The organism is Pedobacter sp. AC163 (assembly GCF_979258665.1).
This window is the reverse complement of sequence record NZ_OZ409872.1, coordinates 3,950,236-3,975,123: the sequence shown is the minus strand read 5'-3', so window position 1 is coordinate 3,975,123 and position 24,888 is coordinate 3,950,236. Positions and strand designations below refer to the sequence as shown.

Sequence of the window (24,888 nt, the reverse complement as noted above, 5' to 3'; positions counted from 1 at the left end):
ATTAATCTAAGCTTAAGCCGATCTGTTTCAATAAAATTGCGGCATTAAAGGTAGAACAAGGTCCCTGTTTCAGTTTATAATCGAACTCCATTTCTCCGTTTATGATTTGAATATCAAAATGAAAGTTTCTTAAAGTAGTAGAATGATCCTCTTTCAAATCGGCCAATTGTAAATCGTGTGTGGCAAATAAACCTGGCGTTTTTTCTGCAATCAGCTTTTCTACAAAAACCTTCGACCCTAAATATTTGTCCTTACTATTGGTTCCACGCAACATTTCATCAATAAGTACAAACGTATTTTTGTCTTGTTCGATATTCTTTAAAATCATTTTCAAACGATCTAGCTCAGCTTTAAAAGTGGAGGTACTTTCATTTAAAGAATCTTTAATTCTCATATAGCTGTTAATGGAAAAAACAGATAATCTTAATGACCTGGCGCAAACAGGACCGCCTGCATAAGCTAAAACCATATTGATGCCGAGCGTTCTCAGAAAAGTACTTTTCCCTGCCATATTTGATCCGGTTACAATGTCGACTGTTGGCTTTGTTTCAAGGTAAAAATCATTGTTAACCCTTCGCTCAACAGAAATTAGCGGGTGCCCAATTTCAGTTCCGCTCAATTGAAAACCTTCATCGATTGAAGGAAAAACCCAGTCTGGCTGGTTATGAGCTAAAGTGGCCAATGAAATAATTTCTTCGAAATCACCCAAATGGTTGAGTGCCGAAATAACATCTTTTGAAGAGCTTTGGTACCATTTATCCAGACTGATACAACATTGCAAATCCCACAGAAATAATCCATTCAAAAAGCCTCCAACAATCAGATTTAGCCTTGCATCAAACTTCTGAATTACTTTTGATAATGTCTTGATTTCTTTACTTACCGGAATCTTTGAGGTAAATAACTGCAGAATATAGCTGCTTTTCCATGGTTGATTTTCGGTCCACTTTATGGCCTCGGCGTAACTGTTTAATAATCCTGAACCGCCACCAAAACTGTAAAAAACCAGATTAATTTTTGAATTTAAAAAGATATTTATGCCTAAATGAATAAAAACAAAAAGCCCTAAAATATTTCCAGATAAACCGCCAATAAAAATGGAGGATAAAACTAAGCCAAAGGTAATATATGGAGCAACGGCAACGTAAACCCGCAGCAATTTTTTACGGACAAAGGCAAGTTGCAGTCCCAAATCTCCTGCCAATTGCGTTTTAATCTGTTCAATTTTCTCAATATTATGACCGTGTAAGTTGGCTCTAAAATCAAATGTTTCTTCAATTTTTTCCTGTACTTCTTTAATGGCTTCTTGTCGGGCCAAAATTTCAGCTTTGATTGATTTATGCGATAAACGCTCTGCTAACAAATCTTTGCCGGTTTTAGTATAACATCTGTTTACCAAAGAAAATAGCGAGGCACGGCCAAAAATATCTAAGTCTGATGAATATGGATGAGATTCAGATTCAAACACACTCCCATCCTCATAACCATTTAGTTTGCCATTCAGTTGGTTCCATTCGTTTTGGTAAACCCATAATAATTGCTTTTGATAGTCAATTTCACGGTCTAATCTTGCTTGTTTCCTTACCACAAATACAAACCCTATCACCGGAAGCAGCAACGCAAATTGGATCAATGTTCTGCTGTTATCATCGGCAGAATTTAACAGTGAAACAAAGAACAATATTTCAGCTAAAAATAGACCTATTCGTACCAGCGAAAGCTGATCGATAAGCTTTTTTGTTGCTTCAATCTTAGTTGTAACCTCATTAATTTTTTGGCTATAGCCAGATATAATTTGTGCTTGTGTTTTTAACATTATCTTTGAATGGCAGAAAATTCTAAAGATAGCAAAATATTAAATGAAGATTACTTTAATCGCCATTGGCAAAACGGAGGATAAGTATTTAATTGAGGGGATTGAAAAATACATCAATAGATTAAAGCACTATATAAACTTTACATTTTTGCCTTTGCCTGATGTGAAAAATGTTAAGAATTTAAGCGAGGCGCAGCAGAAAGCAAAAGAGGCTGAATTGCTGCACAAACAAATTAATAATGGCGATGTTGTTATTCTATTGGATGAGAAAGGTAAAAAATATTCTTCAATCGAGTTTTCCAATTACCTGAATAAGCAAATGATTGGCAGTGTTCAACATTTAATTTTTATTATTGGCGGGCCATACGGATTTGACGAAACCATTTACAAGCGGGCAAATGGGCTTATTTCCTTATCTGATATGACTTTTTCACATCAAATGATCCGCTTGTTTTTTGTAGAGCAGTTGTATCGAGGATTTAGCATTTTGAAAGGTGAACCCTATCACCATGCATAACCTGAAGGAGAGAAACGAGAGGTAAAATATGGAATCGGCATTCCAAAAACATCATAAAATAAAAAGATATGTTAGATAAATATAAACGCAATTACCGATATAGAAGTAACCAGAGTGGCAACAATAAAATGCTTTGGATCAGCATTATCATTTCATTAATTATTGTGGTAATCCTGTATTATTTCTTTTAAGGCAAAAAAAAACACCAAGCTTTTGCCTGGTGTTTTAGATAACATTTAGAAAAAACTAAACGCCTTTTTTACTTGTCATGCTTGCTTTTTTAGCAGGAGCAGATGTTTTTGTAGTTGCTTTCGCGCTTCCAGATGCTTTTGTAGCAGTTGATTTTGTTTTCTTATCAGCAGCAACTTTTTCTTCAGCCAATTTAACCTCAGCCGGAGAACCTGGAGTATCAGGTGTATCTTCGGTAAACAAAGGTAAATCTTTCAATAAGTTATACCAGGTGATGATTTTCTTCATATCAGAAGCGTATACTTTTTCCTGATCGTGACCTGGAGCCACTTCCAAAAAGTACGAACGTAAATCACCTTTTAAATCTGGAGTAGATCCTTTTTCAGAAATTTTAGCAAAAATATCAGCCAATTTAATTTCTTCTTCCTCACCATAAACCGTAATATCTTCTAACGAAGCTAACTTAGTATTGGTAATATTAGCTACAACTTTAGTTTTTTGGGCATCTAAACCCTCCAAAATGTAACCTACTTTATTTTGTCCAACCAGCTTAAATAAACCTGGTCTGCCAGATACGGCAACAATTCCTCTTAAATTCATATTCTATTTTGTTAAGCGGTTAGCGGTTGGGGTTTAGCGGTTTAAACGCTTATCGCCAAACGCTCAACGCAATTTAATCTTCAATAATTTCAATTCCTAAAATTTTATCTCCCTGGCGGATATCGTCCACAAGGTCAACATTTTCAACTGCTTTACCAAAAACAGTGTGGTTGCGATCTAAGTGTGCAGTATTTGTTCTGCTATGGCAAATAAAGAATTGAGAACCCCCGGTGTTACGGCCAGCGTGTGCCATTGATAACACACCACGATCATGATATTGGTTTTCGCCAGTTAACTCACAATCTATTTTATAACCCGGACCACCTGTACCTGGCATTCCTGTTGCACCATCTTTAGAATTTGGGCAACCTGTTTGAACCATGAAATCAGGAATTACGCGGTGAAAAGTTACACCATCATAGAAACCTTCGTTTGCTAATTTTTTAAAGTTTGCAACTGCTTTCGGAGCATCTTGTTCAAAGAACTCAACAGTCATATTTCCTTTTTCAGTTTTTATTATTGCTTTACTCATATCAATTGTGTGTACTGGTTTTAAATTTTGATCACCTTAAAAACTCCGTGTTTTTAAAAGTAGAGGGCAAAAATAGCAAAATTGTAGAACTCATACAGCATTAAATTTTTCTAAACAATTTAAATGAGGTATTTTAGTGTTTTACACTCCATCGATTTGAAAAATAAATATTATATCTTACTCATTTGCCTGTTAAGCAGTTTTGTTGCTCATGCCTCATCGTTATTGGTTTATATGGATGAAGATCAAAAAAACCACCTTAAAGCTTACGGCATTGCCTACTGGACCATCAGCAAACAGGTGGAAGTAGATTGGCTTTTGAACTATCGTGGCGGAAGTTTTCTAATCAAGTATAATAAAACAGTTGAAGACGAGCTTAAAATCAGGGGCGTTTCTTATGAAGTAATGTCTGATGCTAAAGTGGTTAATCTTTTAAACGAAATTAGCGATCCATCAGTTAATATGGAGATGGTAAAACTGGAGAAAACACCTAAAATTGCCGTCTATTCGCCTAAAAGCAAATTACCCTGGGATGATGCCGTGACACTGGTTTTAACTTATGCGGAAATACCATACGATGTAATTTACGACGATGATATTCTACAGGATAAACTTACCAAATACGATTGGCTCCATTTGCATCACGAAGATTTCACTGGACAATATGGTCGCTTCTGGTCTTCATTTCGATATGCCACCTGGTACCAGGAAGATGTAAAAAACCAGGAAGCGTTGGCTAAAAAATTGGGCTTCAAAAAAGTTTCAGAAATGAAACTTTCAGTAGCCAAACACATTAAAGAATATTGTGCCGGTGGTGGCTTTATGTTTGCCATGTGCTCCGGAACGGATAGTTTTGACATTGCCCTAGCTGCAGATGGGGTTGATATTTGCGCCCAAATGTTTGATGGAGATGCTGCTGACCCAAATGCACAATCGAAATTAGATTTTAATAAAAGCCTGGCTTTCCAAAACTTCAAACTGGATAACAACCCGATGAATTATGAATTTTCGGATATTGATGTTACCCAAAACCGATCGCTTAATCAGAGCAATGACTACTTTACATTATTTGATTTCTCTGCCAAGTGGGATTTGGTTCCAACCATGCTTACCCAAAACCACTATAAGGTAATCAAAGGTTTCATGGGTCAAACGACAGCATTTAAAAAATCGGTTGTGAAACCAAGCGTAACTGTTTTAGGGGAAAACAAAGGTGCCGCAGAAGTACGTTATCTTCACGGAGAAATAGGCAAAGGGCAATTTACCTTTTATGGAGGGCATGATCCTGAAGATTACCAGCATGCCGTTGGCGACCCACCTACCGATTTAAATTTACATCCAAATTCTGCAGGTTATCGGTTAATCTTAAACAATGTTTTGTTCCCCGCGGCAAAAAAGAAACCCCAAAAAACATAATCTAACAGCTAAGTTTGTCTCCTATCAGCGAATATTCCTGTTCTGTATACAAAATAAAACATTGAGTAGTCAGTCATTACTATACAACTTCGAGTGATAAAAATCAAATAAAAACCACTGTTAACCAATTATTTATACTGATTAAGCGATCAGCAATATATAGTTTGGCACAGCTTTTGGAAAGTGGCAGGTAATTAACATTGAAAACAAAAATTCTTTTACCTAAAGAAAAAATATCATGAAAAAGTTATTACTAAGCGCCTCTGTAGTTTTATTAGCAACAGGTGCATTTGCCCAATCAACAATGACAGGATCTGACGCAAGATTTGGAATAAAAGCGGGTGTCAATTTATCTAAATTCCGTGCAAGCGATTTTAATGGCAGCAAAGAATTTAACGATAACGTACAAAACAATGTAGGATTTAACGTTACAGCTTTCGCCGATTTTGGAGTAGGAAACAATTTCTTTATTCAACCAGGAGTATCGCTTCAAAACAAAGGTGCTAAGTTTGAGCAGACTAATACTATTGCTGGGGTTACCAATACTACTTCAAACAAAGTAAATTTAATGGCTATTGAAGTGCCTATCAATGCAGTATTCAGAATTCCTACAGGTGATGCTGGAGCAATCCAGATTTCAGCTGGTCCTTACGTTGGTTTTAATATCTCTGGAAAAAACAAGTTTGAAACAGTAACTACTGGTGGTAATGCTGCAGGAACAGTTTCCGATGAAAATGATTTAGAATTTGGTAGCAGCACAGATAAAGATTACGCTTCAACAGATTTCGGTGCTAACTTTGGTTTAGCATATCGTACTAACTCTGGCTTCTTAGTAGGTGCAAATTATGGTTTAGGTTTATCAAACCTGGTTCCTAAAGATTCAAGATCTGGTGATGGTAAATTAACTAACCGCGTATTAGGTTTCTCAGTTGGTTATTCTTTCTAAGCCTAAGTAATTAATAAAAGCTTAAAAAAAATGGCATTCTGGTTTCTTCAGAATGCCATTTTTTTATGCGAGTAAGTTTTGGTTAATCATAAAAATTCCAGCTCACTCCGAACTTCAACAAAGCATCTTGCATAGGATATCGATTAACGGTATAATAACCTGGAGAGAACAATCCCTGGTTAACATAATCGTATTTAATAAACAGATTCGCCCGTTTTAAATTTGCTTTGATGTATACGTCTATAACAGGTTCTGATTTGAAAACGCGATCGCTCCCCACATAAAATTGGGCTGTGGCTGGAGAATAAGAGTAATTAGCATATTCAGAATTGTACCTCACATCAAAACCTATATTCGCTTTTAATACTTTGAAAAAGGTTTGATCCAGATAAAAACTATTGTAGGTATAAAACTCTGGTGTTCTCAAAATCGCATTTTTATCTGTTTTTTGGTAAGCGATGTAATTTTCTAAAACAAACTTTCCAAAACGCCATTTCTTGGATAGATCGAATCTGATTAAACTGATATCTTCCCCTTCCTGCACCGGCTTAATCGCAGTTGTTCCATAAGTATTATCTGCAGCGAAATACAAATAGTTACTGGTTAAAAAATATTTGGCACCAGCTGTGAAACCATATTTATCATTAATAAAATTGAAAGAAGCATTGGCTACTTTTGTATTCTTAAAGTTCTGGTTATCCCATCTGTAGTGATTCCCGTGATAATAATTAAATATTGCAGCGGGCGATTGATTTTGCGCATAAGCACCTAACTCAATTCTCCCAACTGATTTACTGAGCAATATTCTACTCTTAGCTTCATATAAATAGTCGCCTGCATTTTCACCTTGCAGTATTTGTTGCACATCTAAATTTAAATCGATATTCGATGTAAAACGATAACCTGCGGCTCCTAAAATAGTGATGTTTTGATAAGCAAACTGACTTTGTTCATACGCTGATCCATCTTCTTTATTTCCTAAATATTTGTGTTGATAATAATCGTGGCGAATACCTGCATCCACTTTTAGTTCATTTTTAATAACAGTTGAATTTTTCGGACGAAGGAAAAAGCTGTAAAGAAATTCATTTTTTACATGTTGAACATGCGTTGAATCGTTGGTAAAAGTTTGACTTGCAAACCCTTCCGGCAATACGCCGTAACTGTCGGTTTCATTTTTAGCAAAATCGTAACTGTCGTTATTGTATTCAACCGTGTAGGTTACTTTGTTGGTGGGTAAAACAGCGCTGTTGAAATTTGCAGAGGTATCTATCCGGCCAACGTAATAGGTTTGTTTTAAAAACACTGTATTCTTTCGATACAAATTCCTTGCTGTGGTTAACTTCACAGTTTCTGCATCTCTGCTGATTTTATTATAGCCCGGATTGAAGATAGTCGAATCTAATGTTGATCCGTTTTCGTAAGCCCGCATGGTGTTAAAAATTGCAGAAGCCCACATATTATAGCGTTTGCTGGGCGATTGATACCAGGAAAAAACGGCAACATTTAAGTTATCTCCCCGCTGTCTGCTGTAAAATCCCCTCGAATCTCCCCTATTGAAATTGACGCCGGCATTCCAGTTTTTCTTAATATTTTGGCTGTGAATGGCTTTAAAGAGCTGCTCCTTTTGTCCAGCACTAACTAAGTACAAGCTAGTATATGGTGAGCGTGCCTGATAATAAATAATATCTTCAGGGGTTAGTGCATAGTAATCCAACGAATGAAAACCAGCATCGAAACCAATGCGTTTGCTGGGTTCGTAAAGTAAAGGGCGGGCTGCCAAACCCATGTTCCCATTATTTATGGTTGGATTTTGCGGTTGTAGCAGTGGACTGTAGTTCTGAATATTCCTCGTCGACGTATCTAGCGGCAACAACACAATACTATCCCTACTTAAACCGAGTTTAGTAAAGCGAATGAATTTTGCCGTAAAAACGACAGAATCCTTTGCATCAAGTTTTTTTCTAATAGAATCGGCTTCTGATTTATCGTTGATATTTGTTTTTAAATCTTGTGCAAAAGATTTTTGAAAACCCGAAAGCAACAAAATAATAAAGCAGAATTGAGCAACTTTAAGCATCTTATAGTTCAGCAATTAAGCGGGTTAAAATTTCGGTCATTTTAGGTTCAGCTTTAGCCGCAGCTTCTAAAATTTCATCCAGGTTAAAGGGTTGCAAATCTTCAGGAAAACCTTCATCAGTTAAAACCGAAATAGCAAAAACCGGCAAACCGGCGTGGTTGGCTACAATAACTTCTGGCACGGTACTCATCCCAACGGCATCACCACCAATCAAACGCAAATATTTATATTCAGCCTTGGTTTCCAAATTCGGACCAGAAACAGCAACATATACCCCTTTGTGGCATTTAATGTCTAAAGTTTTTGCAATATTTAAAGCTTTCGCAGTTATCAAACGGTTGTAAGGTTCGCTCATATCAGGAAAACGAGGTCCCAAAGAGCTTTCAATTAAACCCCTTAATGGATTATCAGGCTGAAGATTAATGTGATCTTCAATAATCATTAAATCGCCCTTTTTAAACTCAGGATTTAAAGAGCCCGCAGCGTTTGAAACAATTAGGTTTTCTATGCCTAAACCTTTCATTACCCTAACAGGAAAAGTGATTTGCTGCATACTGTAACCTTCGTAATAATGCAAACGACCCTGCATGGCCACAATTTTTTTCCCGTTTAGAGAGCCGAATATGAGTTTGCCGCTATGAAATTCTAAGGTAGAGATAGGGAAATTTGGAATGTTTGAATACATCAACTGATGTTCTACTTCTATCTCCTTTACTAAACCGCCTAATCCGGTTCCTAAAATAATGCCTATTTCTGGCGCAAAGTTTTCAGTTTTACGTTTTATATACTCAACGGTTTCTTCTATTGCTCTTAACATAGTTTAAAATAAGTTCATCAAAGGTAATCTTATCTTCTTCAAATAATTCAACCTCGATGGGTAAAAAATATACTGGTAAATTTATCAGTAAATTTTCAAATCCCGCAGCTTTTAAACGTTTGCTATCCTTTTCTGTTGTGATGATAATTTTTTCTTTTTTCTCCTCCGCATCAAATGCCGCCTTGAATTTCTTTATATCATCTGTTTTGAAAGCGTAATGATCTGGAAATTCTTCATGTTTAATCGTTTTGGAATACTTCTCAAGCTCTTCAATTAGCGGGGCAGGATTTGCGATTCCAGTGAGTAAGAAGATTTGAAAATCTTTTATATCATCCAACGAACGACTTTCATTGTGATATAAATGTTCTAGCTTGCCGTATTTTAAATAAGAATGCAAAACTTTTTGAGTCGAGTTAGGTTGCAGCTCGTTGATAGACGCCTGCTGCGCAACATGTAACAAAGGCACCGGGGCTTTGGTTACCAATAGAACATCTGCCCGTTTACGTGATGCAAAAACATCTCTTAAATTTCCTGCCGGAAGAAGAAACTGAAGGGTACCCAATTTTCTGAATTCGAACAATAAGATATTGAAACCGGCCATTACTGCCCGATGTTGGTAAGCATCATCCAAAATGATTAAATCGTGGTTTTCTTTTAACTTTTCTATTCCAGCTACCCTATCTTCGCAAACAGCTACAGTAACATTTTCGAATTTTTGAAAATACTGTAGAGGTTCATCCCCAATGGTTTCGGCAGTTGCACTTGCATCCGCCAAGATAAAACCTTTCGTTTTGCGGCCATATCCCCTACTCAAAATTGCAATTTTATAGTCGGCCAAAAGCCTTACCAAATATTCTGTAGTTGGCGTTTTCCCCGATCCGCCAACGGCTAAATTGCCTACGCAAATTACGGGAAGATCGAATTTGACAGCACGCATAATGCCCCAATCGTACAACTTTTTACGAAGCGTAATTGCCATTCCATAAATCAGTGAAAAAGGAAGAAGTAAAAGACGTAGATATTTTAGTAACATAGTTGTGCTTTCAAAAGTAGGGAATATTTAAAAATATGAGGCATTCTTGGCAAACCTGCCCTATAAGGCAACCTCTAAAACACAAAAAGGTTTGTTGGATTTTGATAAGAATTTTTTAAACTCGGAAAGCAATACCTGCCTTTCAATTTTAGTTAATCGGGCTTTTTGCTAAATCTTTTATTAGTAAAGTTACTAACTCTAACAGGCGATGCGCTTATTGGAGTTAGTAACTTTCAAATCCTTTTTTGTAGTAAACGATCATAGCAAATCTAAATAGCAACAAGCAGATCCAGATATTGCAAAATAAAAAGTATTCACATTTACGTTCAACTGGCTGAATGAAACTTTAATACACTACGAATATAAATTCAGTTTCTGATAAATACTTAAAATTCAGTATCATTGTTGATTAACAATATATAATTTAATGTCTCGAAATAAGCGTTTAGTAGTCGGTCAAGGCCAAATCAGTGGCTATATTTCTATTTTTTTAGCAGTCTTAGCATTGTTAGGGATTTTGTGTTTCCACTACCCTGAAAAACTGACCACTCCAGAATTTCGTGAAATTTACACCAAAAACAGCATGGAAGCGCTGATGCTTGGTGGCGTTATAGCTTCATTCTTTTTTGCCGCTTTAAGTATCATTCTAAGCAAAAAACTTAAATACGGCTGGCCTGGTTTTGCTTTGGCAGCACTGGCGGTAATATTAGGTGCCTTAAGCGTTGAAGGTAGAGATGTTGCTAAATCCAGCTGGCATTTTGGCTTAGATTGGATGATCCTGGATCTTCTATTGATGGTCGCCATTTTTGTTCCTTTAGAGTTGTTTTTCCCGAAAAATAATGATCAAACTAAATTCCATGAGGAATGGCGTACTGATTTAACCTACTTTGTAATCAGTCATTTATTTATCCAGTTTTTCGGCATCGTCACTCAAAAACCGGCTGTGTTATTCTTTGGCTGGATGGGACTAGATAAATTACATACCTGGATTCAAGGCTTGCCGTTTATTGTGGCACTTTTCTTAGCCTTTTTTACCACAGATTTATTCCAATATTGGGCACATCGTTTTTTCCATACACGTGTTTCTTTGTGGCGTTTCCACTCTATTCATCATTCTACCCAGAACATGGATTGGCTGGCAGGAAGCAGAACTCATTTTATTGATATTTTCTTTACCCGGGCCATGACCTTCATCCCGTTATACATTTTGGGTTTTTCTTCTACAGTATTTAACGTCTATATCATCTTCATTGCCATTCACGCTGTTCTTATTCATGCCAATACAAGAATAAACTTCGGTCCGCTGAAGTATATTTTTACCACACCCCAATACCATCATTGGCACCACTGTGAAGATCCTAAATATTATGGCCATAACTTCGCATCAATATTTCCATTTATTGATATGATATTCGGAACCTATTATTTACCAGGCAAAGAGTGGCCTGCAGGAACTGGGGTACATGAGGCAGAATACCCGAAAGGTTTTGTAAAACAAACGATTTATCCATTTACAAAAAGTCCCTTTGATACTGACCTGAAAATGGAAGAAAGAAGTGACCGATAGCTTCACATAAAATGCCCTAACAAATTTTGAACAAAGGACAGATATAAAGTGTTACCTTGTATATCTGTAATCCTTTATGCCACTTAAAACAGAAATCTTAATTATTGGAGGTGGCTTAGCTGGCTTAACGGCGTCGCTCCACCTTAATAAATTGGGTTTTGACGTTACCTTAATTGAGAAATCTACTTATCCTCACCACAAAGTTTGCGGAGAGTACATTTCAAACGAGGTTCTACCTTATTTTAATTGGCTTGGCATTGATATCGAAAATTTCTTCCCACCTCAAATTACCCACTTACAGTTTACCTCTATCTCCGGGAAAGAGATTAATACAGCGCTGCCTCTTGGTGGTTTTGGCCTGAGCCGCTATACGCTTGATTATCACTTGTACAAATTAGCGATCAACAGAGGGATAAATGTGATCGAAAATACGGTATCAAATGTGCTTTACCTTAAAGATGAATTTCTGGTAGAAACAATGTCTGGAGAAAATTACAGTGCTGCGTATGTAATAGGTGCTTATGGAAAACGTTCGTCAATCGATGTAAAACTAAATCGAAACTTCATCAATAAAAAATCTCCCTATTTAGCAGTTAAAGCACACTACAACTGTGATTTTCCGAATAATACGGTTAGTTTAAATAATTTTGATGGGGGCTACTGTGGCGTTTCAAAAGTCGAAAATGATCATCTAAACGTTTGCTATTTGGCAAATTACGAAAGCTTTAAACGACAAAAAAATATATTGGCTTTTCAAGAAAATGTACTGTATAAAAATAACAATCTAAAAAAAATTCTTCAAGGAGCAGAGATGCTTTTCGATGCACCGCTAACGATCAGTCAGATATCTTTTGCAGCAAAGGAACCAATATTAAACCATATTTTGATGATTGGCGATACTGCCGGTTTAATTCATCCACTTTGTGGAAACGGCATGGCAATGGCAATCCATAGCGCTAAAATAGCAAGCGAATTAATCGCAAAGCAAATTGCAAATCACTCACCAAGAGCCATTCTGGAAAAAGAATATACGGCAGCATGGCAAAAACTCTTTAAAAATAGATTAGTGTTTGGAAGAATTTTAAGCCATATTTTAAAAACCAATACTTATGAAAATGTAGCCATGATTTCCTTACATGCAATGCCATTTATACTGAACAAGATAATTAAACATACCCATGGACAACCAATTACAATAAACAACTAATGTCTATAAATACAAAGTTTAGAAGTACTGCGCCAGAATTAATGGATGACTTTGAAATGAAAGGAGACATTCTGCGTGATGCATTAGACAAAATTGCCAGTATTAACAAGCTATTAGGAGGCAATAAAGTTACCCTCGATGGCATAAAAACATTACTAAAAAACAAACCGAAAACCCAATTGCTGCGTATTACTGATATAGGTTGCGGCAATGGCGACATGCTGAGGACGTTGGCAGATTATGCGGATAAAAATAACTTGAATTTTAGTTTAACCGGAATAGATGCGAATCAGTTTACCATCGATCACGCAGAAAGTTTATCAGAAAACTATTCCAATATCACTTATCAGTGTAGAGATATTTTTGATGATACGGTTACAGAAGAATACTGTGACATTTTTATTTGTACACTAACCTTGCACCATTTCAAAGATGAAGAAATAATTCACCTTTTAAATCGGTTTAAATCTTCTGCTAAAGTTGGTATTGTGATCAATGATTTGGAAAGAAGCGCTTTAGCTTACCGGCTTTTTCAAGCCTTGTGTTTTGTATTCGGCTTAAATCACATGTCAAGAGAAGATGGCTTAGTTTCCATTCTCCGTGGTTTTAAGCGGGAAGATTTAGAAAACTATACGAAAGAATTGAATTTTAATTACAGCTCAATCAAGTGGAAGTGGGCTTTTCGATATCAATGGATTATTAAGACAATATGAGCGTAGTTGTAAAAGCAGTAGCCAAAGCCTTACCCGACTTTTGGCGAGAAACAGCAGATATTATTCCATTTTTAGATGGCTGGCTAAAAGATCATGATGAACGCTTTGTTAGAAAAGTAAAAAAGATTTTCGAAGGCGCTGCCGTTGATAGACGTTATTCATTTATGTCGCCGGAGGAGGTTTTTAGTGATTTAAGTTTTGAGGAGCGGAATAATATTTATGCAAGAGAAGGTATAAAACTTGGAAGCCAATGTTTAAAAAACGCACTTGAAAAGGCAGCGTGGCAACCAGAAGATTTAGATTATATCATCACCGTAAGTTGCACAGGGATTATGATCCCATCTCTTGATGCCTACCTGATCAACAACCTGAAGCTCCGGCAAGATATTGTGCGGCTGCCAGTAACCGAAATGGGTTGCGCCGCAGGTGTTTCAGGAATGATTTATGCCAAAAACTTTTTAAAATCCAATCCAGGCAAACGGGCAGCAGTTGTTGCAGTTGAATCGCCAACATCAACCTTTTTGCTGAACGACTTTTCGATGGCCAACGTTGTGAGTGCAGCCATTTTTGGTGATGGCGCCGCTTGTGTATTGTTAAGCTCCCACGAAAATGACGAAGGGCCAAAAATTTTAGCTGAGGAAATGTATCACTTTTACGATGCTGAAGAAATGATGGGATTCAAATTGACCAATTCAGGACTTCAAATGGTTTTGGATATTGAAGTTCCGGAAACAATTGCTTCCCATTTCCCACAGATTATCCATCCCTTCTTAACAAAAAACAATCTTGAAATTAAGGATATCGACCATCTCATATTTCATCCCGGAGGTAAAAAAATAATTCAGGTTGTGGAAGCTTTGTTTAGCGAACTAGGGAAAAACATCAATGAAACCAAGGAAGTATTACGGCTTTACGGAAATATGAGTAGCGCTACTGTTTTATATGTCCTGGAACGGTATCTTGATAAACAACCTGCACCAGGAGAAAACGGATTAATGTTAAGTTTCGGGCCAGGATTTTCTGCGCAACGAATCCTTTTACAATGGTGATATGACCGCGACGGAAATACTTGCAAAAATGCCCTATGGGAAAGATTTCCTTTTCGTTGATGAAATATTAAAATTCGACGAAAATGGAATTACCGGCACTTATTTATTCAAAAGGGATTTGGTCTTTTATGAGAGCCACTTTGAAAATAATCCAGTTACGCCAGGGGTAATATTAACGGAAACGATGGCACAGATTGGCTTGGTTTGTTTTGGAATTTATTTGTTAAAAGATCAGGAGGCTAACGCCAAACCGGCTTTTGCTATGACTTCTAACTCAATAGAATTTCTGAAACCTGTTTATCCGGGAGAGAAAGTTTGGGTAACGAGTGAAAAAATATACTTCAGGTTTAATAAACTAAGCTGCAAGGTTGTGATGAAAAATTCGATCGGCGAAATATTGTGTAAAGGAACTATTGCAGGCATGCTAATTCAACAGGGTAATGGATAACAACAGAGTAGTGATAACAGGCTTAGGTGTTTGTGCTCCGAACGCTACCAACATCCCCAATTTTGTGCATGCGCTTAAAAACGGCATCTCCGGCATTACACATCAAAGCGATTTAGAAGCCTTGGGATTTTCATGCCAAATAGCAGGCAAACCTCCAATTACAGAAAATAGAATTGCACAATATTTCAGTCCACTCGAATTAAGAAACCTTAACAGTACCGGCATAGTTTACGGTGTAATTGCGGCTTTAGATGCATGGGAAAATGCCGGCCTGAAGCTTAGCGACACCAATGAACCAGATTGGGATAGCGGAACCGTTTTTGGCACCGGCACCTCCGGGATCGATAAATTTCGATGGGCTATTAACAAAATCGATGATATGGAAATACGAAAGCTTGGTAGTTCTGTAGTGGTGCAAACGATGGCTAGTGGCGTAAGTGCATTTATTGCAGGCAAAATTGGCCTGGGTAACCAGGTGAGCACCAATTCATCTGCCTGCGCAACTGGTGTGGAAAGTATTTTACTGGCTTATGATCGAATTAAATCGGGAAGAGCAAAACGGATGCTTGCAGGAAGCACCAGTGATAGCGGCCCTTACATTTGGGGTGGCTTTGATGCCATGAAAGTTTGCAACTACAAACACAATGCTGAGCCGGAAAAAGGTAGCCGGCCAATGAGCGCAACTGCCAGCGGATTTGTGCCTGGAAGTGGCGCTGGTGCACTCGTACTGGAGTCCCTTGAAAGCGCATTGTTACGTAAAGCACCAATTTACGCTGAAGTTTTAGGAGGCGATTTAAACTCTGGCGGCCAACGTGGCCTAGGCACCATGACTGCGCCAAACCCGGTTGCCGTACAAAGATGCATCAAAAAAGCTATTGATAATGCTGGCATTCGGGCTGATGAAATAGAGGTGATAAACGGGCATTTAACTGCTACCACTAAAGATGCGCTGGAGATTGAAAATTGGAAAGCTGCCCTAAATACATCCAAAGATAAATTTCCCTATATTAATTCACTTAAAGGTTTGGTTGGCCATTGTATTAGCGCAGCCGGAAGCATAGAAACCGTAGCTTCTGTGCTCCAGTTAAGCGAAGGCTTTATCTTTCCAAACGTTAACTGCGAAGATTTAAATCCGTCCATAGCTGATTTAATCGACGAATCTCGAATTCCACAGCAGTTGATTAACAAACAATTTAATTACCTGGCCAAGGCAAGTTTCGGTTTTGGCGATGTAAATGCATGTATCATCCTTAAGAAATACAATTATGAGTAAAGAAGAAATTATTGCAGAACTTAAAAATATCATTAAACCATACAGCGAAGAAACTATCGCTTTGCAAAGCATTGATGATGAAACTGATTTTTTAAAAGATCTAAAAATAAATTCTGCCAACCTGGTTGATATTGTGCTTGATATTGAAGATCGGTTTAATATCGAAATAGATAACGATTCAATGGCAAAAATGCTGACAGTTAAAGCCACAGTAGATATTATTGAGAATAAAAGTCAGGATAATGCTGGGTAATGATATTGTAGATCTGAAGTTTGCAAAGCTTCACTACAATTGGCGGAGAAAAGGTTACCTCAATAAAATTTTTTCCGCCAGTGAGCTACAACTTATAAAAAGTTCCAGAAGCGAAGGTACAATGGTGTGGCTATTATGGAGCATGAAAGAGGCAGCCTATAAGTGTTATAACCGGTTAACTTCCGAAAGGCTTTTTAATCCAAAGGCTTTCGAATGTGCACTTTTCAGTTCTTGCAATAATCGTGCGAATGGCGTGGTAAAACGAAATGGTCAATCTTTTTTTACAAAAACCGAAATAAGCAAAAATTATGTTCATACACTCGCTTATTCTGGCACGTTGATGCTGGATCATTTATCTGTCCATCATCATCAAAACGATGCAGCATATTCAGTTGCTTTTGCACACTCCACCAACTGTTCATTACAAAAAGACAGAAACCAACTCCCCGAGGTAGTAGATAAAAAAACACAGCAAAAACACATGGCTTCGATTAGCCATGATGGCCGGTATTTATGCATCGCTTTTTTAAAAGTTTGACAGTCTAAAACGGGAATAATCCCCTATTTTCTTTACAGAATAATAGAATTGCATCCCTCAAAAAGCCTTATCTTTGTTTAAATCATAAAAAATAAAATATGCTTAAAGGATTTTTTAACGTACCCACTCCGGTAAACGAACCTATATTAAATTATGGCCCAGGCAGTAAAGAACGCGTACTTCTAAAGGAAGCGCTTGCCGAGGCTCGCTCACACCAACAAGACATTCCGATGTACATTGGCGGCAAACAAGTTCATACCGATAAAAAAGGTAAAGTTGTTCCACCACATGATCATCAACATATTTTAGCCCAATTTAGCATTGGCGATAAAACACACATTACACAAGCAATTGATGCAGCTTTGGCTGCAAAACAAGATTGGGAAAACCTTTCTTGGGAACATAGAGCAGCAATATTTTTAAAAGCTGCTGATTTAATTGCGGGCAAATACCGTTATAAGCTAAACGCTGCGACGATGTTAGGTCAAAGCAAAAATGCTTATCAGGCAGAAATTGATGCCGCTTGTGAGCTGATTGATTTCTTACGTTTTAACGTAAGCTACATGGCTGATATTTACAAACAACAACCTCCGGTTTCGCCTCGTGGAAGCTGGAATAGAGTGGAACAACGCCCACTTGAAGGTTTCGTTTTTGCTTTAACACCTTTCAACTTCACCGCTATTGCGGCAAATTTACCTGCCTCGGCAGCGATGATGGGAAATGTTGTGGTTTGGAAACCTGCCGATACACAAGTTTATGCGGCTAACCTTTTAATGGAAATTTTCCGTGAGGCTGGCTTACCCGATGGCGTTGTGAATTTAGTTTACGCCGACGGACCAGAAACAGGCGAGGTGATTTTTAATCATCCTGATTTTGCGGGTATTCACTTTACTGGTTCTACAAAAGTGTTCCAGGAAATCTGGAAAACGATTGGAACCAACATCCATAAGTACAAATCTTATCCTCGTATTGTGGGCGAAACCGGTGGAAAAGATTTCATCCTAGTTCATCCTTCTGCACAAACTGACATCGCAAGCACAGCCATTGTTCGTGGCGCTTTCGAATATCAAGGGCAAAAATGTTCGGCTGCAAGTCGTGTTTATATTGCTGAAAGCCTTTGGCCAGAAATTAAAGAACAAATGCTTCGCGATATCGCATCGTTTAAAATGGGTGGAACCGAAGATTTTACCAACTTCATTAACGCCGTTATTGATGAACGCTCTTTTGATAAGTTGGCTAAATACATTGATCAAGCGAAGAAAGATACAGGCGTAGAAATTATTGCCGGCGGTAATTATGATAAGAGCAAAGGTTATTTTGTTGAGCCAACCGTTTTAGTGGTCGACGACCCGAAATACACCACCATGTGTGAAGAGTTGTTCGGTCCTGTTTTAACAGTTTACGTATATGCTGACCAAGATTTTGATTCCATTTTGGAAGTGATTGATACAACCTCGCCATACGCTTTAACAGGTGCATTAATTGCACAAGATCGCTATGCGATTGATAAGGCAAGTCATGCTTTACGCAATTCGGCTGGTAACTTTTACATCAATGATAAATGTACCGGAGCTGTTGTTGGTCAGCAGCCATTTGGTGGCGCCAGAGGTTCAGGCACTAATGATAAAGCGGGATCGATGATTAATTTATTACGTTGGGTTTCTCCACGCACCATTAAAGAAGTTTTCGAATCGCCAACTGATTATCGTTATCCGTTCTTAGCTGAAGATTAATATTTTTCATGCTGGGCTTGTCTAAGCATTAATATATTTTAAAACCCCTGAGCAATCAGGGGTTTTTCTTTTTAAAAGGATTTAGAAAGCAAAGGCAGGCGAAACTTTAACGACAGTCGGGTTTTTATAAAAGGTACAGTTTGTTAATTTTTAAACCCGACAATAGCGAAAATCCTCTTTGTTGCTGTTTAAAGTTACTAACTCTAATTTGCACATGCATATTTAGAGTTAGTAACTTTGCAAACATCTATCTTACTGAGGGTTAATTTATTTCATAAAAATCAATATAATGAGGAGAAGAGCGGTCGTCATTGCCTGCCTGCGGCTGGCAGGCGACGCACGAAGCAATCTCCTTTAATAAAATAATACCACAAATGAGATTGTGCCAAAGGCATTCCTCGGGAGCTCTCCCGATAAAATTAGTATCGCCTGCCTGCCTGCCTGCGGCAGGCAGGCGTGGAAAGTTAAAAATGTCAACGGTAGGATGACGGCTGTTCATGGTCGGTGAGACACCGACCATTATGGGAAGCTTAAGATGACGGCCATTTATAAAAATCTTTCATGATTTGGAACCAGCAAGCATTAGCGTACAGCCACCTCGTCATTCCCGCGTAGGCGGGAATCTTAAAGCGCTGTAAAGGAAATAAGAATAAGATCCCCAGGCAAGCTGAGGATGACGACCGTTTATAGAAGCCGTTCATGGTTTGTAGAGCTAACAAGTAGCAGAAAATGTGGTCGTAATTGCCTGCCTGCCGCAGGCAAAGATGGAAAGTTAAAAATGTTAATGGTAGGAACAAAACATCTGTCTCAGCGGTTGCAGATACTTCGTTCCTCAGCATGACAGCATATCCAGAGTTGCTGCAACAAAAAAACATTTCGCTGCAATGTCGTTTACTTACAAAATGTTTCGCAACTATTTAGGGCTGCAAGGTGTAAAAGCCACTTTTTTTAATTTTTAAACCCGACAATAGCGAAAATCCTTTTTGTTGCTGTTTAAAGTTACTAACTCTAATTTGCACGTGCATATTTAGAGTTAGTAACTTTGCAAACAAAAAGATTGGAGCGAATGGCGGGGCAACAGTATCCACAAAGTGCGAAACATTCATTTCCAAATCCCGCAAAACTATCACAGGGTTTAACTGTTCTATAGATAAATAAAAATACCATGGAAAATCAGGAAGAAAAAAACTCGAATTTAGGAGATAAAAATATTGATAATTCAGCAGAGAGATCTAATATGCCCGATCAACAAGTTCCACGCCATCGTAGTGATGAGCAGAGCGATAAAAACAAGATAAAATCTGATGCAGGGCACTTAGGAAGAGATTTCGGAAGAGGTGATTTTGGATCGGAAGAGGCACGTGCAGATGCAGAAAAAGGCAATAAAGGAGAAGCTGGCAATATGCCAAATACCGAAGAAAAATAAAGCCCCGGTTTTACCAGGGCTTTTAAAACTAATTATACTATCGGCATGTGTTTTTAACCCACCTTAAACGCAGGCGTAACATCATCAAGGCAGCTACAAGTAACTTTCATATCTTTAATGATGCCTGTTTTAAGGCTGTAAACCCATGCATGTACCGCTAAATCCTGACCGTTGGCCCAGGCAGCCTGTACAATGGAAGTATTCATAATATTTGATGCCCCTTCAATGGCGTTCAATTCTACCAACCGATCAAAACGTTGATCGGGATCTTTAATGGTTGCCATTTCACGCTCATGGGTACGATAAACATCGCGAATGTTTCGCAACCAGTTATCAATAATCCCTACTTGTTTATTGCCCAAGGCGGCCTTTACCCCACCGCAACCGTAATGACCACAAACAATTACGTGTTTTACTTTTAAAACATTTACTGAATAATCCAGTACCGAAAGCATATTCATATCGGTATGTACCACTACATTGGCAATGTTTCTATGTACAAAAATGTCGCCTGGTTTGGTATTTGTAATCTGGTTTGCCGGAACCCGACTGTCTGAACAACCAATCCATAATACAGGTGGGTTCTGGCCTTCAGATAGTTTATCGAAGAAATTCGGATCACTATCAATCTTATCCTTTACCCAATCTCTGTTTCCTTGCAAAAGGGTTTCGTAACTGATGTTTTCTGTCTCTATTGTTTTTGCGCACATGGCTGTTATTTATTAATATCCTCTACTACTTTATTGGTTAATTTCGGTACAGTATAATGTTTCTGTACGTTCTCTAATGTTACAATAATACCCTTGGTATAGGCATTATGCTTGTAATTGAAAATGGTTTCCAATACATCCGGGTCGATGTACCTGGCGTTTGAACCATCGATTATTACATTTGTTTCGCGAGGTATATTCGTTAAAACTACTTGTATCGCTGCTTTATTTAAGAAAGAAACTTCTTCTGCCAGTTTAATTCTGATGTTCTTTTTATCGCCTTCGTTGGTAATTCTGTAGAAGTAAGGATTACGCATGTTTGTACGCAACAGATAAAAGATCGACACCAACATGCCTATCGCAACGCCCTTTAGCAAATCGGTAAACAATACCGCTACAACCGTAACTACGAAAGGCACAAACTGGTCCCAACCTTTGTGGTACATGTGTTTAAATAACCCGATTCTGGTGAGTTTATAACCCGTTACCAATAAAATTGCCGCCAGACATGACAGGGGAATCATATTAATAATTTTCGGAATAAACAGCAATGAAAGCAGCAGCCAAATGCCATGAAAAATTGCCGACATTTTAGTTCTACCACCAGAGTTTACGTTTGCAGAACTTCTCACTATTACGGAAGTCATTGGTAAACCACCAACCATACCGCTGGTAATATTGCCAATTCCCTGAGCAATTAACTCTCTGTTTGTTGGGGATACACGTTTAATGGGGTCAATTTTATCTACCGCCTCTATACTCAGCAGCGTTTCCAAACTGGCTACCACCGCAATGGTTAGTGCCACAATGTAAACATTTTTGTTGCCTAGCTGATTAAAATCGGGCATGGTAAACAACCCTAAAAATCCGTTGAAACCATCTATCACTGGAATTTTAACCATCTGATCGGCCCTTAACGGATACGCAGTACCTGCAAAAATCATCGTTCCGATTACGCCGATTATTACTACAATTAACGGTGCAGGTACAATGGCCAATTGCCTTATTTTCGGCCAGATGATTAGTATCGCAATGGACAATAAACTGATGGCAACCGCAGCGAGACTAAAATGACTGATTGCTGCTGATATAGCTGAAAATGTATTTTCGTGGTCTTGCTGAAAAAAACCTTCATCACCACTGAAATCGGTATCAACACCTAAGGCATGCGGAAGCTGTTTTAAAATTAAAATTAAACCGATAGCGGCCAGCATTCCTTCGATAACACTTGAAGGAAAATAATTGCCGATGGTACCTGCCTTTATTAATCCTAAAATTAACTGGAAAACACCAGCGAGCACAACGGCTAACAGGAATGTTGGATATGGGCCCAAAGATGTGATGGCTCCAAAAACGATTACGGTTAAACCCGCGGCTGGTCCGCTTACACTGAGCTGAGATCCACTTACAGAAGCAACAACAATCCCTCCGATTATACCGGTAATAAGGCCGGCAAATAACGGTGCACCCGAAGCTAGTGCAATACCTAAACAAAGTGGCAATGCCACCAAAAAAACAACAATACTTGATGGAAGATCTTTCTTTAAATTCTTGGCAAGAAAATATTTCTTCACGTCCGAACCTGAAAAGGCCGGGTTAAACTTTTGCATAACGATATAATTATCTAGTAAATTTTAACGAATAAATCGCGGGGAAAGGTGTTGTTGAACCTGTTGAGTATTTGCTCAGCAGCTTAAACATGTTTGCATATTAAACCTATCCCAAAAAGAAAAAACTAGATAAAATTTGGTGGCGGTGTTGGAACTGTAGGGTGATATGGGTCTACATACCGCTTGAAATGCTCAATAAAACTGCTCTTCAAAAAGAAATGACTGGAAGAGAACTCGTAAGAAAAGATGGGATGGTTTAGCTCGATAAGCTTGAAATCGGAGAATTTTGCAGTGTCTTTGGCGGAGTCTTTACCGCCTTCATGCTCTAACTCGATTTGCATGATTACAGCGTTCATAATTTCCTTATCGATACTGGAACAAAACACAGGCGCACCAGAAATAGCCATCTTCGCGGAGAAGATTAGCATAAATGCTGCAACGATTGTGTATTTGTATTTTCTCAAAAACATTTTTTCTAATCTTATTCTAATGTTGTTTGCAAAAATAAACGGATAATTGGTTTTTCAGCACAATGGGTTGTAAAATATTTGTAATACGACAATTTATTCGCTAATTAAACCCGTATTCTTCTGATATTCAATTTAGTAAAATAGTTTTAAAGCATCAAGCTAACAAGCCTTTAATTAAATTTCCAGGTTCAAGGAGCGCTTTATGTATGGATTACTTACGCTATAATTATGCATAGAATTAAAAGTCCCATCAGTTTTCGTTTTATAGACATTAAACTATAAGTGGAAAGATGAAGACCCCTCTCTTACAAACTTCTCCACTTAAGCTTGCATTACCGTTGTTAATTTTTAATTTTAAATCCACATATTATCAGCAATGGATAAGAAAATAGCATTACTTCAAGATAAAATTAACCAGGCAAAGCTTGGTGGCGGCCAGGCTCGAATAGATAGCCAACATAAAAAAGGTAAACTTACGGCCCGGGAACGCATTCACTTTTTAATGGATGAAGGTAGTTTTGAAGAAATTGGTATGCTCGTTACCCATCGCAGTACGGATTTCGGGATGGAACGCGAAAAATTTCTGGGAGATGGTGTAGTCACCGGCTATGGAACCATTAACGGCAGGCTTACCTATGTGTTCTCTCAAGATTTTACTGTTTTTGGAGGATCGCTTTCTGAAACGCATGCAGAAAAAATTTGCAAGTTAATGGATTTGGCCATGAAAAATGGTTCACCTTTAATTGGCTTAAACGACAGCGGAGGTGCCCGAATTCAAGAAGGAGTAGTTTCTTTAGGCGGTTATGCTGATATCTTTTATAAAAATGTTCAGGCCTCGGGTGTTATCCCGCAGCTTTCTGCTATTATGGGGCCATGTGCCGGAGGTGCGGTATATTCGCCTGCCATTACCGATTTCATTTTGATGGTAGAGAACACTTCCTACATGTTTGTAACCGGGCCAAATGTAGTGAAGACGGTAACGCATGAAGAAGTAACCTCGGAGGAATTGGGTGGAGCAACTACACATGCCACAAAATCGGGTGTGACACATTTTGCCTGCGCCAATGAAATTGAAGCCATTAACCATGTTAAGCAACTTCTAAGTTATATGCCTCAAAATTGCGAGGAAATACCCACTCAACTTCATTACGAAAGTAGCGACGAAAGCAGAACTGCGTTAGATACTTTTATGCCTCAAAATGCATCTCAACCTTATGACATTCGCGAAATTATTGCAGAGGTTACTGACGCAAATAGTTTTCTGGAAGTTCATAAAGACTTTGCTGAAAATATTGTGGTTGGTTTTGCCCGTTTGGCTGGAAGGAGCATTGGTATTGTAGCCAATCAACCTGCTTATCTGGCAGGCGTTTTAGATAGCAATTCTTCAACTAAAGCGGCTCGTTTTGTTCGTTTCTGCGATTGTTTTAATATTCCTCTACTGGTTTTTGAAGATGTTCCAGGTTTTTTACCAGGAACCGATCAGGAATGGAACGGCATTATTACCAACGGCGCAAAATTGCTTTATGCTTTTAGCGAGGCTACTGTGCCACGAATTACTGTAATTACCAGGAAAGCTTATGGCGGTGCTTACGATGTGATGAACAGCAAGCACATTGGCGCTGATATGAACTATGCGTGGCCAAGTGCTGAAATTGCGGTAATGGGTGCGAAAGGAGCTGCAGAAATTATCTTTAAAAAGGAAATTACTACTGCAGAAAATCCTCAGGAGAAATGGCTGGAAAAAGAAAAACTGTATTCGGATATTTTTGCCAACCCTTACCGTGCCGCCGAACGTGGCTTTATTGATGAAGTTATCGAACCTTCTCAAACCCGGATAAAACTAATTAAAGCTTTTAAAATGTTGGAAAATAAAGTGGTTAACAGTCCTCGTAAAAAACATGGAAATATACCTTTGTAAAAGGAGTAAAGATAAAAGAGCAAACAT

General features: G+C 38.1%; 25 protein-coding genes. 15 read left to right on the top strand and 10 right to left on the bottom strand.

Going from position 1 to position 24,888, the window contains the following annotated elements; genetic code table 11:
- Position 1 precedes the first annotated feature (1 nt).
- Complete coding sequence (locus tag ACZZZK_RS17280; protein ID WP_463485195.1) at positions 2-1,816, bottom strand: MutS-related protein; 1,815 nt, start codon at positions 1,814-1,816, stop codon at positions 2-4.
- Between the two features lie 43 nt (positions 1,817-1,859).
- Here ACZZZK_RS17280 and rlmH point away from each other — a divergent pair, with 43 nt between their 5' ends.
- Complete coding sequence (rlmH, locus tag ACZZZK_RS17275) at positions 1,860-2,333, top strand: 23S rRNA (pseudouridine(1915)-N(3))-methyltransferase RlmH (RefSeq protein WP_265798984.1); 474 nt, start codon at positions 1,860-1,862, stop codon at positions 2,331-2,333.
- A 68-nt stretch (positions 2,334-2,401) separates the two neighbouring features.
- On the top strand, positions 2,402-2,524 hold the full coding sequence (locus tag ACZZZK_RS17270; RefSeq protein WP_463485194.1) for a hypothetical protein: 123 nt from the start codon (positions 2,402-2,404) through the stop codon (positions 2,522-2,524).
- A 55-nt stretch (positions 2,525-2,579) separates the two neighbouring features.
- Here the strand turns inward: ACZZZK_RS17270 and ACZZZK_RS17265 are convergent, their stop codons facing one another.
- Positions 2,580-3,122, bottom strand: a complete 543-nt coding sequence (locus ACZZZK_RS17265) for a DUF5606 family protein (RefSeq protein ID WP_265798985.1) — start codon at positions 3,120-3,122, stop codon at positions 2,580-2,582.
- A gap of 73 nt (positions 3,123-3,195) precedes the next feature.
- On the bottom strand, positions 3,196-3,654 hold the full coding sequence (locus ACZZZK_RS17260) for a peptidylprolyl isomerase (protein ID WP_010601314.1): 459 nt from the start codon (positions 3,652-3,654) through the stop codon (positions 3,196-3,198).
- Positions 3,655-3,888: 234 nt separating this feature from the next.
- On the opposite strand from ACZZZK_RS17260, the gene ACZZZK_RS17255 reads away from it, so the two are divergent.
- Both ACZZZK_RS17255 and ACZZZK_RS17250 read left to right on the top strand, forming a co-directional pair.
- Positions 3,889-5,070 (top strand): asparagine synthetase B, encoded by a 1,182-nt coding sequence (locus ACZZZK_RS17255; RefSeq protein WP_463486301.1) that lies wholly within the window; start codon positions 3,889-3,891, stop codon positions 5,068-5,070.
- A gap of 238 nt (positions 5,071-5,308) precedes the next feature.
- The gene (locus tag ACZZZK_RS17250; protein WP_463485193.1) at positions 5,309-6,016 is read left to right on the top strand and encodes a porin family protein; all 708 of its coding nucleotides are present in this window, start codon (positions 5,309-5,311) and stop codon (positions 6,014-6,016) included.
- Positions 6,017-6,098: 82 nt separating this feature from the next.
- Here the strand turns inward: ACZZZK_RS17250 and ACZZZK_RS17245 are convergent, their stop codons facing one another.
- Genes ACZZZK_RS17245 through lpxK form a run of 3 tightly spaced genes read right to left on the bottom strand, consistent with a single transcriptional unit; the run spans position 6,099 to position 9,946 of the window.
- Positions 6,099-8,111 (bottom strand): putative porin, encoded by a 2,013-nt coding sequence (locus ACZZZK_RS17245; protein WP_463485192.1) that lies wholly within the window; start codon positions 8,109-8,111, stop codon positions 6,099-6,101.
- Positions 8,098-8,913 carry a purine-nucleoside phosphorylase gene (locus ACZZZK_RS17240; RefSeq protein ID WP_463485191.1) on the bottom strand — a complete coding sequence of 272 codons (816 nt, stop codon included), beginning with the start codon at positions 8,911-8,913 and terminating at the stop codon, positions 8,098-8,100. Before ACZZZK_RS17240 ends, ACZZZK_RS17245 begins: the two co-directional genes overlap by 14 nt.
- Positions 8,885-9,946 (bottom strand): tetraacyldisaccharide 4'-kinase, encoded by a 1,062-nt coding sequence (lpxK, locus tag ACZZZK_RS17235; RefSeq protein ID WP_463485190.1) that lies wholly within the window; start codon positions 9,944-9,946, stop codon positions 8,885-8,887. The genes ACZZZK_RS17240 and lpxK overlap by 29 nt, the downstream gene beginning before the upstream one ends.
- Before the next feature lie 427 nt (positions 9,947-10,373).
- Between lpxK and ACZZZK_RS17230 the strand changes: the two genes are divergently transcribed.
- The 9 genes from ACZZZK_RS17230 to pruA all read left to right on the top strand — a co-directional run bounded on the left by ACZZZK_RS17230 (position 10,374) and on the right by pruA (position 18,727).
- Positions 10,374-11,513, top strand: a complete 1,140-nt coding sequence (locus ACZZZK_RS17230; protein WP_463485189.1) for a sterol desaturase family protein — start codon at positions 10,374-10,376, stop codon at positions 11,511-11,513.
- 76 nt (positions 11,514-11,589) lie between these two features.
- Positions 11,590-12,720 carry an NAD(P)/FAD-dependent oxidoreductase gene (locus ACZZZK_RS17225; RefSeq protein ID WP_463485188.1) on the top strand — a complete coding sequence of 377 codons (1,131 nt, stop codon included), beginning with the start codon at positions 11,590-11,592 and terminating at the stop codon, positions 12,718-12,720.
- A complete protein-coding gene (locus ACZZZK_RS17220; RefSeq protein ID WP_463485187.1) occupies positions 12,720-13,433 on the top strand; it encodes a methyltransferase domain-containing protein in 714 nt (237 codons plus the stop codon). The genes ACZZZK_RS17225 and ACZZZK_RS17220 overlap by 1 nt, the downstream gene beginning before the upstream one ends.
- Positions 13,430-14,482, top strand: coding sequence for a type III polyketide synthase (locus ACZZZK_RS17215; protein WP_463485186.1), 1,053 nt, complete (start codon positions 13,430-13,432; stop codon positions 14,480-14,482). Before ACZZZK_RS17220 ends, ACZZZK_RS17215 begins: the two co-directional genes overlap by 4 nt.
- Position 14,483: 1 nt before the next feature.
- Entirely contained in the window at positions 14,484-14,930 is a 447-nt protein-coding gene (locus tag ACZZZK_RS17210; protein ID WP_463485185.1) for a 3-hydroxyacyl-ACP dehydratase FabZ family protein, read from the top strand.
- Positions 14,923-16,203, top strand: a complete 1,281-nt coding sequence (locus ACZZZK_RS17205) for a beta-ketoacyl-[acyl-carrier-protein] synthase family protein (RefSeq protein ID WP_463485184.1) — start codon at positions 14,923-14,925, stop codon at positions 16,201-16,203. Before ACZZZK_RS17210 ends, ACZZZK_RS17205 begins: the two co-directional genes overlap by 8 nt.
- Positions 16,196-16,456 (top strand): acyl carrier protein, encoded by a 261-nt coding sequence (locus ACZZZK_RS17200; protein ID WP_463485183.1) that lies wholly within the window; start codon positions 16,196-16,198, stop codon positions 16,454-16,456. The genes ACZZZK_RS17205 and ACZZZK_RS17200 overlap by 8 nt, the downstream gene beginning before the upstream one ends.
- The gene (locus ACZZZK_RS17195; protein ID WP_463485182.1) at positions 16,446-16,994 is read left to right on the top strand and encodes a 4'-phosphopantetheinyl transferase family protein; all 549 of its coding nucleotides are present in this window, start codon (positions 16,446-16,448) and stop codon (positions 16,992-16,994) included. The genes ACZZZK_RS17200 and ACZZZK_RS17195 overlap by 11 nt, the downstream gene beginning before the upstream one ends.
- A gap of 98 nt (positions 16,995-17,092) precedes the next feature.
- Positions 17,093-18,727: an L-glutamate gamma-semialdehyde dehydrogenase gene (pruA, locus tag ACZZZK_RS17190; RefSeq protein WP_463485181.1), complete on the top strand. Its 1,635-nt coding sequence runs from the start codon at positions 17,093-17,095 to the stop codon at positions 18,725-18,727.
- A 262-nt stretch (positions 18,728-18,989) separates the two neighbouring features.
- Here pruA and ACZZZK_RS17185 read toward each other — a convergent pair whose 3' ends face one another.
- Positions 18,990-19,226, bottom strand: coding sequence for a hypothetical protein (locus tag ACZZZK_RS17185; protein ID WP_463485180.1), 237 nt, complete (start codon positions 19,224-19,226; stop codon positions 18,990-18,992).
- Between the two features lie 666 nt (positions 19,227-19,892).
- On the opposite strand from ACZZZK_RS17185, the gene ACZZZK_RS17180 reads away from it, so the two are divergent.
- Positions 19,893-20,153, top strand: a complete 261-nt coding sequence (locus ACZZZK_RS17180) for a hypothetical protein (protein WP_463485179.1) — start codon at positions 19,893-19,895, stop codon at positions 20,151-20,153.
- A gap of 53 nt (positions 20,154-20,206) precedes the next feature.
- On the opposite strand, the gene ACZZZK_RS17175 is transcribed toward ACZZZK_RS17180, so the two are convergent.
- From ACZZZK_RS17175 to ACZZZK_RS17165, 3 genes are all read right to left on the bottom strand, one after another.
- Positions 20,207-20,863: a carbonic anhydrase gene (locus tag ACZZZK_RS17175; protein ID WP_463485178.1), complete on the bottom strand. Its 657-nt coding sequence runs from the start codon at positions 20,861-20,863 to the stop codon at positions 20,207-20,209.
- A gap of 5 nt (positions 20,864-20,868) precedes the next feature.
- Complete coding sequence (locus ACZZZK_RS17170) at positions 20,869-22,473, bottom strand: SulP family inorganic anion transporter (RefSeq protein WP_463485177.1); 1,605 nt, start codon at positions 22,471-22,473, stop codon at positions 20,869-20,871.
- A gap of 125 nt (positions 22,474-22,598) precedes the next feature.
- On the bottom strand, positions 22,599-22,901 hold the full coding sequence (locus ACZZZK_RS17165; protein WP_463485176.1) for a hypothetical protein: 303 nt from the start codon (positions 22,899-22,901) through the stop codon (positions 22,599-22,601).
- A 418-nt stretch (positions 22,902-23,319) separates the two neighbouring features.
- Here ACZZZK_RS17165 and ACZZZK_RS17160 point away from each other — a divergent pair, with 418 nt between their 5' ends.
- On the top strand, positions 23,320-24,861 hold the full coding sequence (locus ACZZZK_RS17160; RefSeq protein ID WP_463485175.1) for an acyl-CoA carboxylase subunit beta: 1,542 nt from the start codon (positions 23,320-23,322) through the stop codon (positions 24,859-24,861).
- Positions 24,862-24,888 lie beyond the last annotated feature (27 nt).

Coding starts and splice junctions, on each gene's coding strand:
- ACZZZK_RS17260 (WP_010601314.1), bottom strand. CDS start 3,654: ATGAGTAAAGCAATAATAAAAACTGAAAAAGGAAATATGACTGTTGAG.
- ACZZZK_RS17215 (WP_463485186.1), top strand. CDS start 13,430: ATGAGCGTAGTTGTAAAAGCAGTAGCCAAAGCCTTACCCGACTTTTGG.
- ACZZZK_RS17185 (WP_463485180.1), bottom strand. CDS start 19,226: ATGAACAGCCGTCATCCTACCGTTGACATTTTTAACTTTCCACGCCTG.
- ACZZZK_RS17165 (WP_463485176.1), bottom strand. CDS start 22,901: ATGCTAATCTTCTCCGCGAAGATGGCTATTTCTGGTGCGCCTGTGTTT.
- ACZZZK_RS17255 (WP_463486301.1), top strand. CDS start 3,889: ATGGATGAAGATCAAAAAAACCACCTTAAAGCTTACGGCATTGCCTAC.
- ACZZZK_RS17200 (WP_463485183.1), top strand. CDS start 16,196: ATGAGTAAAGAAGAAATTATTGCAGAACTTAAAAATATCATTAAACCA.
- ACZZZK_RS17180 (WP_463485179.1), top strand. CDS start 19,893: ATGGAAAATCAGGAAGAAAAAAACTCGAATTTAGGAGATAAAAATATT.
- ACZZZK_RS17250 (WP_463485193.1), top strand. CDS start 5,309: ATGAAAAAGTTATTACTAAGCGCCTCTGTAGTTTTATTAGCAACAGGT.
- ACZZZK_RS17170 (WP_463485177.1), bottom strand. CDS start 22,473: ATGCAAAAGTTTAACCCGGCCTTTTCAGGTTCGGACGTGAAGAAATAT.
- ACZZZK_RS17160 (WP_463485175.1), top strand. CDS start 23,320: ATGGATAAGAAAATAGCATTACTTCAAGATAAAATTAACCAGGCAAAG.
- ACZZZK_RS17230 (WP_463485189.1), top strand. CDS start 10,374: ATGTCTCGAAATAAGCGTTTAGTAGTCGGTCAAGGCCAAATCAGTGGC.
- ACZZZK_RS17220 (WP_463485187.1), top strand. CDS start 12,720: ATGTCTATAAATACAAAGTTTAGAAGTACTGCGCCAGAATTAATGGAT.
- ACZZZK_RS17270 (WP_463485194.1), top strand. CDS start 2,402: ATGTTAGATAAATATAAACGCAATTACCGATATAGAAGTAACCAGAGT.
- ACZZZK_RS17195 (WP_463485182.1), top strand. CDS start 16,446: ATGCTGGGTAATGATATTGTAGATCTGAAGTTTGCAAAGCTTCACTAC.
- ACZZZK_RS17175 (WP_463485178.1), bottom strand. CDS start 20,863: ATGTGCGCAAAAACAATAGAGACAGAAAACATCAGTTACGAAACCCTT.
- ACZZZK_RS17280 (WP_463485195.1), bottom strand. CDS start 1,816: ATGTTAAAAACACAAGCACAAATTATATCTGGCTATAGCCAAAAAATT.
- lpxK (WP_463485190.1), bottom strand. CDS start 9,946: ATGTTACTAAAATATCTACGTCTTTTACTTCTTCCTTTTTCACTGATT.
- ACZZZK_RS17210 (WP_463485185.1), top strand. CDS start 14,484: ATGACCGCGACGGAAATACTTGCAAAAATGCCCTATGGGAAAGATTTC.
- ACZZZK_RS17205 (WP_463485184.1), top strand. CDS start 14,923: ATGGATAACAACAGAGTAGTGATAACAGGCTTAGGTGTTTGTGCTCCG.
- rlmH (WP_265798984.1), top strand. CDS start 1,860: ATGAAGATTACTTTAATCGCCATTGGCAAAACGGAGGATAAGTATTTA.
- ACZZZK_RS17240 (WP_463485191.1), bottom strand. CDS start 8,913: ATGTTAAGAGCAATAGAAGAAACCGTTGAGTATATAAAACGTAAAACT.
- ACZZZK_RS17265 (WP_265798985.1), bottom strand. CDS start 3,122: ATGAATTTAAGAGGAATTGTTGCCGTATCTGGCAGACCAGGTTTATTT.
- ACZZZK_RS17225 (WP_463485188.1), top strand. CDS start 11,590: ATGCCACTTAAAACAGAAATCTTAATTATTGGAGGTGGCTTAGCTGGC.
- pruA (WP_463485181.1), top strand. CDS start 17,093: ATGCTTAAAGGATTTTTTAACGTACCCACTCCGGTAAACGAACCTATA.